General features: G+C 71.6%; 10 protein-coding genes. All 10 read left to right on the top strand.

Going from position 1 to position 14,568, the window contains the following annotated elements:
• Positions 1–23: 23 nt before the first annotated feature.
• The 10 genes from AB0E78_RS32215 to AB0E78_RS32170 all read left to right on the top strand — a co-directional run bounded on the left by AB0E78_RS32215 (position 24) and on the right by AB0E78_RS32170 (position 14,539).
• The gene (locus AB0E78_RS32215; protein WP_361840031.1) at positions 24–554 is read left to right on the top strand and encodes a CGNR zinc finger domain-containing protein; all 531 of its coding nucleotides are present in this window, start codon (positions 24–26) and stop codon (positions 552–554) included.
• Between the two features lie 187 nt (positions 555–741).
• Positions 742–2,346 (top strand): phosphodiester glycosidase family protein, encoded by a 1,605-nt coding sequence (locus AB0E78_RS32210; protein ID WP_361840028.1) that lies wholly within the window; start codon positions 742–744, stop codon positions 2,344–2,346.
• A gap of 145 nt (positions 2,347–2,491) precedes the next feature.
• On the top strand, positions 2,492–4,711 hold the full coding sequence (locus tag AB0E78_RS32205; protein ID WP_361840025.1) for an NADP-dependent isocitrate dehydrogenase: 2,220 nt from the start codon (positions 2,492–2,494) through the stop codon (positions 4,709–4,711).
• Positions 4,712–4,888: 177 nt separating this feature from the next.
• Positions 4,889–6,079: an acyl-CoA dehydrogenase family protein gene (locus tag AB0E78_RS32200; RefSeq protein ID WP_361840022.1), complete on the top strand. Its 1,191-nt coding sequence runs from the start codon at positions 4,889–4,891 to the stop codon at positions 6,077–6,079.
• Positions 6,080–6,284: 205 nt separating this feature from the next.
• Positions 6,285–7,661, top strand: a complete 1,377-nt coding sequence (locus tag AB0E78_RS32195) for an MFS transporter (RefSeq protein ID WP_361840019.1) — start codon at positions 6,285–6,287, stop codon at positions 7,659–7,661.
• A 62-nt stretch (positions 7,662–7,723) separates the two neighbouring features.
• The gene (locus AB0E78_RS32190; protein ID WP_361840016.1) at positions 7,724–8,584 is read left to right on the top strand and encodes a shikimate dehydrogenase; all 861 of its coding nucleotides are present in this window, start codon (positions 7,724–7,726) and stop codon (positions 8,582–8,584) included.
• A 105-nt stretch (positions 8,585–8,689) separates the two neighbouring features.
• A complete protein-coding gene (locus AB0E78_RS32185) occupies positions 8,690–10,519 on the top strand; it encodes a TIM barrel protein (RefSeq protein WP_361840013.1) in 1,830 nt (609 codons plus the stop codon).
• Between the two features lie 81 nt (positions 10,520–10,600).
• Entirely contained in the window at positions 10,601–11,278 is a 678-nt protein-coding gene (locus AB0E78_RS32180) for a TetR/AcrR family transcriptional regulator (RefSeq protein WP_361840011.1), read from the top strand.
• An 88-nt stretch (positions 11,279–11,366) separates the two neighbouring features.
• Positions 11,367–12,320 carry an oxygenase MpaB family protein gene (locus AB0E78_RS32175; RefSeq protein WP_361840008.1) on the top strand — a complete coding sequence of 318 codons (954 nt, stop codon included), beginning with the start codon at positions 11,367–11,369 and terminating at the stop codon, positions 12,318–12,320.
• On the top strand, positions 12,302–14,539 hold the full coding sequence (locus tag AB0E78_RS32170; RefSeq protein ID WP_361840005.1) for a serine/threonine-protein kinase: 2,238 nt from the start codon (positions 12,302–12,304) through the stop codon (positions 14,537–14,539). Before AB0E78_RS32175 ends, AB0E78_RS32170 begins: the two co-directional genes overlap by 19 nt.
• Positions 14,540–14,568 lie beyond the last annotated feature (29 nt).

Raw genomic sequence — 14,568 nt, 5'->3', positions numbered from 1 at the left:
GGTCAGCCTGATGTAATGGTCTTATGCACCTCAACCCTTACGGCGAGGAGGTCGTGAATCTGGCCGCCGCCCTCGCCAACCGGCGCCCGGAGACCGCCGTTGAACTCGCGGACCGCTGCCGTGCCGCCGGACTCGCCCTGGAGCGCCCCGTCACGCCGGAGGACCTCGACCGCACCCAGGGCGCGTTGGACGACTGGGAGAAGGTCGTCGACGCCACGGACGAGGAGGAGCGCGCCGAGCTGCTCAACGGAATGCTCGCGGCATCCGCCGCCCATCCGCGGCTCACCGACCACGCGGGTTCGGGCTGGCATCTGCACTACCGCGACGACCGGCAGCCGCTCGGGGCCCTGCTCTTCCAGCTGATCTCCGTCGGCACGGCGCTGCACCTGGCCGGGCGTGGCATGCACCGGCTCCGGCGGTGCGCCGTGACGGAGTGCGCCACGATCTTCGCCGACACCTCGCGCACCGGACGGCAGCGCTACTGCTCCCAGCGGTGCGCCAACCGTGACGCGGTCCGCAGGCACCGGGCGCGCTCCACGGGCCGAGACGGCTGAATCCGCCCCCGCACACGGGGTCAGGGGCCTGTTTTCCGGCCGGACTTCTGATATTCACTCCTGGGATCGACCGGCGTCCGCGCGCTCGCGTTCGCTGCGTGTCGACGCGTGTCCTGAGCGCTCCCTACCCGTGCGCGCGGGTGCGCCCAGGTGCCCGCAGGTGCCCCTACGCGACCCAGGAGTCCTCGTGTTCCTTGCCCGCCGCCCCGTCCGCCGTTCCGCCCGCCGACCGTTCGGAGCCGCCGCGAGGGCGACGGTGGTCACCGTCGCCGCTGCGGGTCTCCTCGCCCCTGGTGTCGTCGTCGACCGCTACGGGGACACCGCGGCAGCCGCGTCAACTGCCGCTGTCCCCGGGCCGATCGACGGCTGGCGGCACGAGCGCCTCGCCGCCGGGGTCGATCTGTACCAGGGGACCATCGCGGGCCGCCCCGGCGCCGACCACTGGACGGTCACGGTGCGCGCGAACGGCGCCCACCTCTCCGCCGGGCGGGACGCGCGGGCGCTGGCCGAGCGGGTGCGCGGGGCCGGGTTCGGGGCGCGTGCCGAGGCGGTCACGTGGCCGCGGGGTGCCGACCGGCAGGGCGTGGTCGGGGTGCGCGTACGGGTGGGGGAGTACGCCACGCGGGCCGAGGCCGACACCCGGCAGAAGGCCCTGGCCGCCGCCGGGTTCGACGCGGTGAGCGAGTGGACCGGCGCCGACGGCGTGCCCGGCACGGGAGTCGCCCGGGTCAAGGTGGCGATCGTCGACCCGAAGCGCTACGGCGGTGCCATGAAGGGCACGTACGGCACGGGTGTAGCGGGACGCGAGACGGTGAGCGGCATGGCCTCGGCCGACGACGCCCTGCTCGGTGTCAACGCGGGCTTCTTCGTCATGGAGGGCAAGGACGGCGTGCCGGGCGCGGCGGCCGGAATCGCCGCGTACGACGGGGAGTTGCAGAGCGCGGCGACCAACGGCCGGATCGCGGCAGTGCTGCGCGGCGACGGCCTGCGGCCGGAGTTCAAGAAGCTCAGGACGGACCTGCGGGTCCGCGCGGGCGCGGCGTCGGCGATCGTGGACGGCATCAACCGTGTGCCGGGCCTGATCCGCAATTGCGGCGGCGTCGGCGGCGACTCCCCGACCGAGCGCCCGCAGCACGACGTGACCTGCGCCGACCCCGACGAGATCGTGCAGTTCACCGACGAGCTCGGCGCACACACGCCGGCGGGGGAGGGGACGGAGGCGGTGCTCGACGCGAACGGGCGCGTACGGGAGGTGCGGGCGCGCGGCGGCGCGGTCCCGGACGGCGGCAGCGTCCTCGCGGGCATCGGCGCGGGCGCCACCTGGCTGCGTACGCACGCGACGCCGGGCAGCGCCCTGCAGGTGAGCCGGAAGATCCTCGACGAACAGGGCAAGGAGCTCGGGCTCGGCCCGCGGGACGACATCGTCAACGGCGGCCCCGAGCTGGTGCGCGGCGGCAAGGTCGCGGTGAACTTCGCCGCCGATGGCATCGAGCGCGCCGACGACCCTTCCTTCGCGTACACCTGGGGCATCAAGCGCAACCCGCGCCTGCTCCTGGGCGTCGACCGGCAGGGCCGCATGCTCCTGGTCGCCGCGGACGGCCGGCAGCCCGGCGTCAGCGACGGGTTCGGCCTGGGTGAGGGCGCGGAGCTGATGAAGTCGCTCGGCGCGGTGCGGGCCATGGCCCTGGACGGCGGCGGCTCCGTCACCATGGCGGTGAACGGCAAGGTGATCAATTCGCCGTCCGACGGTACCGAGCGCGCGGTGGGCGACGCACTGCTGCTCACCCGCTGAGTGTTCGACCCGCTGAACGAATATCACGTTCCGTGACGGACGCCACGTTCCGTGACGGCCGGGAAGCGGGGCCGCTTCGTGGGAGGAGGCGATCACGAGATATCTTGATGTCGAGCAATCTTGCAGACGTGGAGCGGAGCACCCGGTGACTGACTCGACCATCATCTACACCCAGACAGACGAGGCCCCGGCCCTCGCGACGTATTCGTTCTTGCCGGTGGTCAGGGCCTACGCCTCGACGGCCGGGGTCGCCGTGGAGAGCCGTGACATCTCCCTGGCGGGGCGCATCATCGCTCTCTTCCCCGAATTCCTCGAGGAGAGCCAGCGCATCGACGACGCACTCGCCGAGCTCGGCGAGCTGGCCAAGACGCCCGGCGCGAACATCATCAAGCTGCCGAACATCTCGGCCTCGATCCCGCAGCTGAAGGCGGCCGTCGCCGAGCTCCAGTCGCAGGGCTACGCGCTGCCGAACTACCCGGACGACCCGAAGACCGACGCGGAGAAGGACATCCGCGCCCGTTACGACAAGGTCAAGGGCAGCGCCGTCAACCCGGTCCTGCGCGAGGGCAACTCCGACCGCCGCGCCCCTGCCTCGGTGAAGAACTACGCCAAGGCGCACCCGCACCGCATGGGCGCCTGGACGGCCGACTCGAAGACGAACGTCGCCACCATGGGCGTCGACGACTTCCGCTCCACGGAGAAGTCCACCGTCATCACCGAGGCCGACACGCTGCGCATCGAGTTCACCGGCGAGGACGGCAGCACCACCGTGCTGCGCGAGTCCGTACCGGTTCTCGAGGGCGAGGTCGTCGACGCCTCCGTCCTTCGTGTGGGTCCGCTGCGTGAGTTCCTCACCGCGCAGATCGCCAAGGCCAAGGCCGACGGCGTGCTGTTCTCCGTGCACCTGAAGGCCACGATGATGAAGGTCTCCGACCCGATCATCTTCGGCCACGTCGTGCGCGCCTTCTTCCCGAAGACGTTCGCCGCGTACGGTGCGGCGCTCGCCGGTGCGGGCCTGAGCCCGAACGACGGTCTCGGCGGCATCCTCAACGGCCTCGGCGCGCTGCCCGAGGGCGAGGAGATCAAGGCGTCCTTCAAGGCCGAGCTCGCCGAGGGCCCGGAGCTCGCGATGGTCGACTCCGACAAGGGCATCACCAACCTGCACGTCCCGTCGGACGTCATCGTCGACGCCTCCATGCCCGCGATGATCCGCACCTCCGGCCACATGTGGGGCCCGGACGGCGGCGAGCACGACACCCTCGCGGTCCTGCCGGACTCCAGCTACTCCGGCGTGTACCAGGTCGTCATCGACGACTGCCGTGCCAACGGCGCCTTCGACCCGGCGACGATGGGCTCGGTGCCCAACGTCGGCCTCATGGCCCAGAAGGCCGAGGAGTACGGCAGCCACGACAAGACCTTCGAGATCGCCGCGCCCGGCACGGTGCGCGTGCTCAACAAGGGCGGCGACGTCGTCTTGGAGCAGGCCGTCTCCACCGGCGACATCTTCCGGATGTGCCAGGCCAAGGACGCCCCGATCCGCGACTGGGTCAAGCTGGCCGTCAACCGCGCCCGCGCGACCGGCTCGCCGGCCGTCTTCTGGCTCGACGAGACCCGCGCGCACGACGCGCAGCTCATCGAGAAGGTCAAGGCGTACCTGCCCGAGCACGACACCGACGGCCTGCAGATCGAGATCATGTCGCCGGTCGACGCGACCGCGTTCTCCCTGGAGCGCATCCGCCGCGGCGAGGACACCATCTCGGTCACCGGCAACGTGCTCCGTGACTACCTCACGGACCTGTTCCCGATCCTCGAGCTCGGCACCAGCGCCAAGATGCTCTCCATCGTTCCGCTCATGAACGGCGGCGGCCTCTTCGAGACGGGCGCGGGCGGCTCCGCCCCCAAGCACGTCCAGCAGCTGGTCCGCGAGAACTACCTGCGCTGGGACAGCCTGGGTGAGTTCCTCGCCCTGGCCTCCAGCTTCGAGCACCTCGCGCAGACCACGGACAACGCGAGCGCCCAGGTGCTCGCCGACACCCTGGACCGCGCGACGGCCACCTTCCTGGAGAAGGACAAGTCGCCGACCCGCCGTGTCGGTGGCATCGACAACCGCGGCAGCCACTTCTACCTGGCCATGTACTGGGCCCAGGAGCTGGCCAAGCAGACCGCCGACGCCCAGCTCGCCGAGGCGTTCGCCCCGCTCGCCAAGACTCTGGTCGAGCAGGAGCAGACGATCGTCGACGAGCTGAACGCGGTCCAGGGCTCGCCCGCCGACATCGGCGGCTACTACCGGCCCGACGATGCCAAGGCCGGCGCCGTCATGCGCCCGTCGCCCACTCTGACCAAGGCCCTCGCCCTCCTCGGCTGAGCCAGCCTTCCCGGCCGAGGCGACTCGGCCCGTACAGATCCGCCCCGGCAGCGCATTCGGCTGCCGGGGCGGACCTGTTCATCGGCATGCGTCAGCGCCATTCCCTATTTCTGGAACGCGTTCTACTGTGTGCGCCGTCAAGCCCGAGCCCGGGAGCCAGCGGAAGCAGGAGGGGCCGTGCACCTCGAATACACGCCTGAGCAGCGGCAGTTGCGCACCGAGCTGCGCACGTACTTCGCCGAGCTGGTGCCCGACAACGCGTACGCACGCTACGCCGACCCCGCCGCGCAGAAGCGGTTCTACCGGGAGACCGTCCGGCGCCTCGGCTCCGACGGCTGGCTCGGCGTCGGCTGGCCCAAGGAGTACGGCGGCCGGGGGCTGTCCCCGATGGAGCAGTTCATCTTCTTCGACGAGGCCGCGCAGGCCAACGTCCCGCTGCCCCTGATGGCCCTGAACACCGTCGGTCCGACCCTGATGCAGTTCGGCACCGACGAGCAGAAGGCGTACTTCCTGCCGAAGATCCTCTCCGGCGAACTCGACTTCGCGATCGGCTACAGCGAGCCGGACGCGGGCACCGACCTCGCCGCCCTGAAGACCAAGGCGGTCCGTGAGGGCGACGAGGAGACCGGCCACTACACGGTCAACGGCCAGAAGATCTGGACCACCAACGGCGACACCGCCGACTGGGTCTGGCTCGCCGCGCGCACCGACCCGGACGCCCCGCCCCACAAGGGCATCACCATGCTCCTCGTGCCGACGAGCGACCCCGGCTACTCCTGCACCATCATCAACACCCTGGCCTCGCACGACACCACGGCGAGCTACTACGAGAACATCCGTGTCCCCGCCTCGCGCCGCGTCGGCCAGGAGAACAAGGGCTGGCGGCTCATCACCAACCAGCTCAACCACGAACGCGTCACGCTCGCCGCCCACGGCACCATGGCCATCCGCGCCTTCCACAACGTGCAGCGCTGGGCCGCCGACACCAAGCTCGCCGACGGCCGCCGCGTCATCGACCTCGGCTGGGTCCGCCAGCGCCTGGCCAGGACACACACCAAGCTGGACGCGATGAAGCTCCTGAACTGGCAGATGGTGAACGCCGTCCAGGAGGGCACCCTCACCCCCCAGGACGCCTCCGCCGTGAAGGTGTACGGCTCCGAGGCGCGCAGGGACGCGTACGCCTGGCTCATGGAAGTGGTCGGTTCGGCCGGCTCGCTCAAGGAGGGCTCCGCGGGCGCGGTCCTCCACGGAGAGCTGGAGCGCGGCTACCGCAGCGCCGTCATCTTCACCTTCGGCGGCGGCAACAACGAGATCCAGCGCGAGATCATCTCCTGGATCGGCCTCGGGATGCCGCGCGTGCGGCGCTGACGGTACCCGTTCGTTCGCACCTCCCGAAATCAAGCGGCGGGCCGCCCGGCCCGCCGCTTTTCGCTGTCTCCCGCCGGATGTATTGACACGGCCCCCGGCGCGGGCCAGCATCTCCCGCAAGTTAATTAACTATCTAGTGCGTTAACAACACCGTCACCCTCGCAGCCGCCCAGCCAGAGGCTGCTGTTCTCCCCGAGGAGTTCACGTGTCCGCTCACCCGCAGGCCGACAGGACGTCGGCCGGGCCGCCCCAGGGCAGGCCACGCAAGGCCGCCTTCGCCGCCTGGATCGGCAGCGCGCTGGAGTACTACGACTTCTTCATCTACGGCAGTGCCGCCGCCCTCGTCTTCCCCAAGGTCTTCTTCGACCCGGACGACCCGGCCACCGCCACCCTGATCTCCCTGGCGACCTTCGGCGTCGCGTACGCCGCCCGCCCCCTGGGGGCTCTCGTCCTCGGCCACTTCGGCGACCGGCTCGGCCGCCGGAAGATCATGGTCTGGACGCTGGTCCTGATGGGGCTCTCCACCTTCCTCATCGGCTGTCTGCCCACGTACGCGCAGGTCGGCACCCTCGCTCCGGTACTGCTCGTGCTGATGCGGGTGTTCCAGGGCCTGTCCGCGGCCGGTGAGCAGGCCAGCGCCAACGCGATGACGCTGGAGCACGCCCCGGAACACCGGCGCGGCTACTACACGAGCTTCACCCTCAACGGGACGCAGGCCGGTCAGCTCCTCGCGACCCTGGTGTTCCTGCCGGTCGCCGCGCTGCCGGACGAGCAGCTCTACAGCTGGGGCTGGCGCATTCCGTTCCTGCTGAGCGCCGCCGTCGCGGTCGCGGGGTACGTCATCCGCCGCACCTTGGAGGAGACCCCCGTCTTCAGGCAGGCCACGGCCGAGCGGGCGGTGGCCACGATGCCGCTGGCCGAACTGCTCAGGAACCACTGGGCCGACGTGCTGCGGGTGGTCGCCGCGGCGCTCATCGCGACGGTCAGCACGATCTTCTCCGTCTGGGCCCTTTCGTACGCCACGAGTGACACCGTCGGTCTCGACAAGACGGGCATGCTCTGGGTCGCGGGCAGCGCCAACGCGGTGGCTCTGCTCGCCATCCCGCTCTGGGCCAAGCTCTCGGACCGGATCGGCCGTAAGCCCGTCTTCCTCGTCGGAGCGCTGGGCAGCGGAGTGATGATCTTCGTCTATCTGTGGGCGATCTCCACCGGCAGCTACCCGCTGGTCTTCGTGACCGGAGTGCTGCTCTTCGGCGTCGTCTACAGCGCGGCCAACGGCATCTGGCCCTCGTTCTACGGCGAGATGTTCCCCGCCAGGGTCCGGCTGTCCGGCATGGCCATCGGCACCCAGATCGGCTTCGCCGTCGCCGGGTTCGCGGTGACCTTCGCGGCCCAGATCGACGGCCCCGACGGCGATCGCTGGGTCGGCGTCGCGATCTTCACCGCCGCCTTCTGCGCGATCTGCGCCATCGCCGTGGCCACCGGCCGCGAGACCCACCGCGTGCCCACCGCCGAGCTGGGCCTGCGTGCCGGGGAGGCGAAGGCACCGACGGTGACGACGTCCGAGGCCGCCGCCCTCTGAACCGGCCCCGCCCGCCGCGGCCTTGTGACCGACCCCGCCCAGCCGACCCACAGGAACCTTCGATGACCTCGTACCTCACCGGCCTGATCGGCGCCGGTATCGGCCCCTCCCTGAGCCCCGCTCTGCACGAACGCGAGGCGGACCGGCACGGTGTGCGCCTCGTCTACCGCACCCTCGACATCGACGAGCTGGGCGTCGCGCCCGAGGCCGTGGGCGAACTGGTGCACGCCGCCCGCCGCCTCGGCTTCGACGGGCTGAACATCACCCACCCCTGCAAGCAGCTGGTCATCGAGCACCTGGACGAACTCGCCCCCGACGCGGCCGAGCTCGGAGCCGTGAACACCGTCGTCTTCAGGGACGGACGCGCCATCGGGCACAACACCGATGCCACCGGCTTCGCCCAGTCCTTCGCCCGCGGCCTGGCCGACGCGCCGACCGGCGACGTCGTGCAGCTCGGCGCGGGCGGGGCGGGCGCCGCGGTGGCGCACGCCCTGCTGAATCTCGGTGTCGACCGGGTCACCCTGGTCGACACCGACCCGGCCCGCGCCGCCGGTCTCGCCGCCGCACTGGTCTCGCGCTTCGGGCCCGGCCGTGCGGTGTCCGCGCCCACCGGGGCGGTCGCCGAACGCCTCGCCGCAGCGGACGGGCTCGTCCACGCCACACCGACCGGCATGGTCGCGCACCCGGGTCTGCCGCTGCCGGTCGCCCTGCTCAGGCCCGGACTCTGGGTGGCCGAAGTCGTCTACCGGCCGCTGGAGACCGAGCTGTTGCGCGAGGCCCGCGCCATCGGCTGCCGCACCCTCGACGGCGGCGGCATGGCCGTCTTCCAGGCGGCCGACGCCTTCCGGCTCTTCACCGGGCTCGAACCGCACACCGGGCCGATGCTCGCCGACCTCGGCGATCTGGCCGCCTTCCCGGCCTGACCAGCGGTCCGACGCCGGGCTGCCACCAGCCCCGAACAGCGGGCCGAACCGCGGCCTGATTCCGGCCCGAACAGCGGCCTGACCACGGCCCGACAGGAGAACACCATGCGCAAATCGATCGCCACCGTCTCGCTCAGCGGCCCGCTGTCCGAGAAGCTCACCGCCGTCGCCACCGCCGGATTCGACGGTGTGGAGATTTTCGAGAACGACCTGCTCGGCGGCCCGCTCAGCCCCGAGGAGGTGCGGCTGCGCTGTGCGGACCTGGGTCTTGGCATCGACCTCTACCAGCCGTTCCGCGACTTCGAGGCCGTCCCCGCCGACGTACTCGCCCGCAATCTGCGGCGCGCGGAACGCAAGTTCGCCGTGATGGAGCGCCTCGGCGCGGACCTGCTCCTCGTCTGCTCCAGCGTCGCCCCCGAGTCGGTCGACGACGACGCGCTCGCCGCCGAGCAACTGCGGCTGCTCGCCGACCGGGCGGCGGCCCATGGCATCCGCATCGCCTACGAGGCCCTGGCCTGGGGCCGGCACGTCAGCACGTACGACCATGCCTGGCGGATCGTGGAGCAGGCGGATCATCCGGCACTCGGCACCTGCCTCGACAGCTTCCACATCCTCTCCCGCGGCTCAGACCCCAAGGGCATCGCGGACATCCCCGGCGAGAAGATCTTCTTCCTCCAACTGGCGGACGCGCCGCTGATGGCGATGGACGTCCTGCAATGGAGCAGGCACTACCGCTGTTTCCCCGGCCAGGGCGGCTTCGACCTCGCCCCTCTGGTGGCCGCCACGGTACGGGCCGGATACCAGGGGCCGCTGTCGCTCGAAGTGTTCAACGACGTCTTCCGGCAGGCGGGCGCGGCCTCCACCGCCGTCGACGCGCTCCGTTCCCTGCTCCTCCTCGAGGAGTCGGCCGGACTGTCCACGCTCCCCGCCGCGGCCGTGCCCTCCGGTTTCGCCTTCGCCGAGCTGACCGCGGCCGACACCGAACCGCTGCGCGGGGTCCTCGAGTCACTCGGCTTCGCGCACACCGCACGGCACCACTGGAAACCGGTCGAACTGTGGACGCAGGGGGAGGCCCGCATCCTGCTCAACACCGGTGTCAGCGGCCCTCGTCAGGGCCCCGCGCTGACCGCGGTCGGCGTGGAGACCCCCGACCCGGAGCGGGCCGCCCGGCGTGCCGAGGAGGTGCTCGCCCCCGTGGTGCCGAGGCGACGGGCACCGCAGGACGCGCCGCTCGACGCGGTCGCCGCACCCGACGGCACGGAGTTCTTCTTCTGCCGCACGGAGCGGTCCGACCACCCCAGCTGGACCGGTGACTTCACCGAGGTGCCGTCGCGCGCTCTGCCGGGGGAGCGGACCGGCGAACAGACCGGCGAACAGACCGCGGCAGCCGTCCGCCGCATCGACCACATCGCCCTCACCCAGCCCTGGCACCAGTTCGACGAGGCATCGCTGTTCCACCGGGGCGTGCTGGGCCTGGAGGCGGACGACAGCCTGGACCTGGCCGACCCCTACGGCCTCGTGCGCAGCCGGGCCGTCGCGTCCCCCGACGGCGGTGTGCGCCTCGTCCTCAACATCGCGCCCGCGCCGGACGCCCGGGGCAGCCGCCTCCAGCACATCGCGCTGGCCACCGACGACATCATCGCCGCCGCCCGGCGCGTCCGGGAGCGGGGCGCGGGCCTCCTCCCGATCCCCGCCAACTACTACGACGACCTCGACGCCCGCCACGAGCTGGAGCCAGAGCATCTGGCCACCCTGGCGGACCTCGGCATCCTCTACGACCGGGACGAGAACGGGGAGTTCCTGCACTGCTACACCGCCACGGTCGGGCGCGTCTTCTTCGAACTGGTGCAGCGCACGGGCGGCTACCGGGGATACGGGGCGGGCAACGCGGCCGTACGGCTCGCTGCCCAGCACGGTCACCAGCAGGGGGTGTGACCTCGTCGTTCGGCCACAAAAGCCCCAGGGCGGCCCGAGGTTAGACTGACCGGCGCCGAAGAGTCCGCCCTGAGGAGCCGCATGGCCGCCGAGGTCCCCACGCCGTCCCCGCCCGCCAAGCGCACCCGGGACGCGGCCCGTACGCAGGGGGAGATCCTCGATGTGGCCACCGAGGAGTTCGCCCGCATGGGCTATGCGGGGGCCAGGGTGGACGAGATCGCCGCCCGCATGCGGACCACGAAGCGGATGATCTACTACTACTTCGGCAGCAAGGACCAGTTGTTCACGGCGGTCCTCGAGCGGGCGTACAAGGTCATCCGGCACGAGGAGCAGCAGCTCGACGTCGGGCACCTGGACCCGGTGTCCGCGATCCGCCGTCTTGCGGAGCTCACCTTCGACCACCACGAGGCGCATCCGGACTTCATCCGCCTCGTCAGCATCGAGAACATCCACGAGGCGCAGCACATCGGCGCCTCACCGAGTCTCGCCTCCCTCAGCTCTCCGGCGATCGACGTCATCGCCTCGATCCTCGAGACCGGGCGTGAGCAGGGCGTGTTCACGGCCGAGGTGGATGCCGTCGACCTGCACGCGATGATCAGCTCGTTCTGCTTCTTCCGGGTCTCCAACCGGCACACCTTCCGTGCGCTCTTCGGCCGCGACCTCACCGAGGAGCCTCGCCGTGAGCACTACCGGACGATGCTGGGGGACATGGTCATCTCCTACCTGACCTCGGATCGCCCCGGCACTGACCGGAGTTGACGCCTCACTGATCGCGGGCCGGTACCACCATCACCGCGGTGCCGCCCGCGCGCACCGGCGGCGTAGCCTGCGCTCAGGAGGTGGTTGTATGCGCGAGGCATCCTCACCGGGGCAGCCGGTGGCGGCGGATCCGGGGCTCTTCGGCCCCTCGTCCGTGACCTGGCAGATGCACGGCGACCCGATGATGTGGGTCGCCGGGATCCGCGCCCTGTATCTACAGGCCCTGCACCCCCGCGCGGTGCGCGGCGTCATGCAGAACTCGGATTTCCGCAAGGACGCCTGGGGCCGTCTCATGCGGACCGCGAACTTCGTGGGCACCACCACGTACGGCACCACCGAGGTCGCCGAGCACGCGGGCGCACGGGTGCGGAAGATCCACACGATGATCAAGGTCACCGACCCCGGCACGGGGGAGCGGTACGGCGTCGACGAACCCGAACTGCTGCTGTGGGTGCACTGCGCCGAGATCGACTCCTATCTGCACGTCGCACGCCGGTCGGGGTTCCGCCTCACCGACGAGCTCGCCGACCGCTATGTCGCCGAGCACCGCGAGAGCGGCCGGCTCGTCGGCCTCGACCCCGACCGCATACCGGCGTCGACCGCCGAACTCGCCGCCTACTTCGAGCGGGTGCGTCCCGAACTGGCCGCCGGGCCCGAGGCGCGCGAGGTCGACGACTTCCTCCAGCGCCCGCCGACGCACGTCCTCCTGGTTCCGGCGCGCGCCCTGCTGTGGCGGCGCGTGGCGAATCTGGCGTACGCCGCACTGCCGCCGTACGCCCACGAGCTGTACGGCAGGACGGCCCCGCCACCGGCCACCGTGACCCGGCGGCTCGTCACCACCGGCACCATCCTGCGCACCGTTCCCGCACGTCTACGCTGGCAACTTCCCCCGAAACACATTCTGCGGGCCATGGCCAGGCTCGGGCCCGGCGCACGGCCTGCCCCGTACAAACTCGACAGGCGGCCAGCCATACTGGACGGGCCGGGGAGGGCGCAGCGATTCAACGGGGGCGACGGCGGGAGATGGCGGACACCAGGCTGATCCAGGGCCGCTACCGGCTACTGGACCTGATCGGACGCGGCGGCATGGGCGAGGTGTGGCGTGCCCGCGACGAGTCCCTCGGGCGCAGGGTCGCCGTGAAGTGCCTCAAGCCGATGGGGCCACAACACGACCAGTCCTTCACCCGCGTGCTGCGCGAGCGGTTCCGGCGCGAGGCGCGCGTCGCGGCGGCGCTGCAGCACCGCGGCGTCACCGTCGTCCATGACTTCGGTGAGCACGACGGCGTCCTCTACCTGGTCATGGAGCTGCTCGAAGGACGCAACCTCAGCCAGCTCCTCGAGGACAACAAACAGCATCCGCTGCCCGTCCCGGACGTCGTGGAGATCGCCGACCAGGTCTCCGCCGCGCTCGCGTACACCCATGAACAGGGCATCGTGCACCGGGACCTGAAGCCCGCGAACATCATGCGGCTCACGGACGGCACGGTGAAGATCTGCGACTTCGGGATCGCGAGGCTCGGCCATGACATCGGCTTCACCTCGCGCCTGACCGGCACGGGCATCGCGATGGGCACGCCCCACTACATGTCGCCCGAGCAGATCAGCGGCGCCCAGGTCGACCAGCGCAGCGACCTCTACTCCTTCGGGTGCGTGCTGTACGAGATCGCCACCGGGGCGCCGCCGTTCGACCTGGAGGACGCCTGGGCCGTGCTCGTCGGCCACCGCGACACGGTGCCCGAGCCGCCGCGCAGGCACCGCGACGAGCTGCCCGAGTACTTCGAGAAGATCGTCCTCGACCTGCTCGCCAAGGAACCGGACGACCGGCCGAGCGACGCGCGCGAACTGGGGCGCCGCATCCTCACCGGCCGCACGGTCCCCTCGTACGTCCCGACCGTCGTCACCCCGCCCGTGCACCGTCCGGAGCAGCCGCCCTCGCGCGAGCCGCGGCTGCCCTCGTGGACCCGGGGCATGACGACCGGGCACAAGGCGAACGGCGCCTCCGAGCTGCGCACGACGCCGCCGGACGCGGCGGCGGGCCTGACCGGCGAGTGGATCCCGCGCACCGACGCACGCCGGGCCGCGGCCCCGCGCCGTCCCGAACGGCCCACGCCGTCCCCCGAGGTGGTCGCCACCCTCGTCAGCCGGCACAACGCGGGTCTGAGCCTGGGGCGCCTGGGCCGGTGGGCCGAGGCGGGCGAGGTGCACCGCGCGGTGGCCGCCGAGCGGGAGCACGCGCTCGGCCCCGACCACCCGGACACCCTCGCCAGCCGCTACGAAGTGGGCTTCACGCTCAGCCGTACCGGCCGCGCGGCCGACGCCCTGCGGGAGTACGGGCGCGTCGCCCAGGGCAGGGAGCGCACACTCGGCCCCGAGCACCCGGACACGCTGGCCGCACGGCAGGAAATGGCGTACGTCATGGGGCAGTTGGGGCGGCACTTCGAGGCCCACCAGATGTACACGTCGGTCCTTGCCGTCCGGGAGCGGACCGCGGGCGCCGACCACCCCGACACCCTGCGCTGCCGGCACAACCTCGCGTACAACCTCTCCAGGCTGGGCCGCCTCGAGGACTCCTACCGGCTGGCCCGCGACGTGGCGACGGCCCGTGCGCGCGTCCTTGGGGCCACGCACCCCGACACCCTCGTGACGCGCTACGAAGTCGCTTACGCGCTGGGCCAGTTGGGGCGCTGGCCCGAGGCGCTCCAGACGTACCGCGAGGTCGCCGACGCGCGCGTGCGGGCGCTCGGCGCCGACCACCCGGACACCCTCACCGCCCGCTACGAGGTGGGCATCAGCCTCGGCAGGCTCGGCCGCAGCGGCGAGGCCCTTGAGCTGTACCGCGACCTGATCGACGACCGCACCCGCGTGAACGGCCCCGCCGACCCGGAGACCCTGCGCGCCCGGCACGGCCTCGGCGTGAACCTCGGCCGCCAGGGCCGCTGGGAGGAAGCCCTGGCCGAGGCCCGTGACGTCTGCGCGATCCGCGAACGCGTCCTCGGCGGCGACCACCCGGACACCCTCGTCAGCCGCCGCGAGGTGGCCGTGGGCCTGGGCTGGCTCGGCCGCTGGGCCGACGCCCTGACCGAGTACCGCAGGGTCGCTGCCGCGCGTGAGCAGGTACTCGGCGCCGACCATCCCGACGCCCTCGCCAGCCGCAATGACGAGGCGCACTGCCTGGAGCAGCTGGGCCGTGGGACGGAAGCGGTGGAGCTGTACCGCCGGGTTGCCGCGTTGCGGCAGCAGCGGGCCTCCGGCGGGCATTGATTCGCGGGGCGCGTCGAGGGGTGCCGTCG

The sequence above is a fragment of the Streptomyces sp. NPDC032198 genome (assembly GCF_040636975.1).
Lineage (GTDB): Bacteria > Actinomycetota > Actinomycetes > Streptomycetales > Streptomycetaceae > Streptomyces.
Note: the sequence above shows the minus strand (reverse complement) of the source record. Positions and strands in the feature narration are given on the sequence as shown.